At 65.3% G+C, this 547-nt stretch carries 1 protein-coding gene; it reads right to left on the minus strand.

What is annotated here, in order from left to right; genetic code table 11:
- Window positions 1-500: ABC transporter substrate-binding protein (locus AC1DS5_RS25485; protein ID WP_477721027.1), on the minus strand; the 500-nt coding region annotated here is incomplete at its 3' end.
- Between the last annotated feature and the right edge of the window lie 47 nt (window positions 501-547).

Below are 547 nucleotides of genomic sequence, written 5' to 3' on the forward strand. Positions count from 1 at the left end.
AATGTGACCCTCGCGCTCGTCAGGTCGTATTGCTTGGTGAGCGCATCGACCAGCTTGCGATTGACCTCGCCGCCCACCACACCGACGGTGCGGCCGCGCAGGCCTTCGACGCTGGTGATTTTCGAGCCGGGAGGCGCGATCAGCATGACGACCGCCTTGGCCATGACGGCAACAGCGCGCGCCTCGGAGAGATCGCCGACATCGGCCCGGACCACAGCGAGATCGACCTTGCCGGAGGAGAATGCCTTGCCCGCATCGACGGCGTTGCCGAAGGTCTCGAAATCCAGCCGGATCGGCGACTTCCTGGTGGCGAAATGGCTGGCGATGATCGATGCCGTCTTGCCGGCTTCGCCATCGATCGACCCGACCGCCAGCTTGAGCACGGTCGGACGCTCGATGTAGCGCCAGGTCAGAAGGCCGCCGCCCAGCACCAGACCGAGGATGCCGGCCAGCAGAAGCACCCTGCCCCAGAACGGGAAAGCAACGGATCGCACGTTCATGTTCGGTCCTGCGCAGCCCTGCCAGATTAACTGACGCTCCTGCCCGC

The sequence above is a fragment of the Polaromonas sp. P4_H1 genome (genome assembly GCF_056400945.1).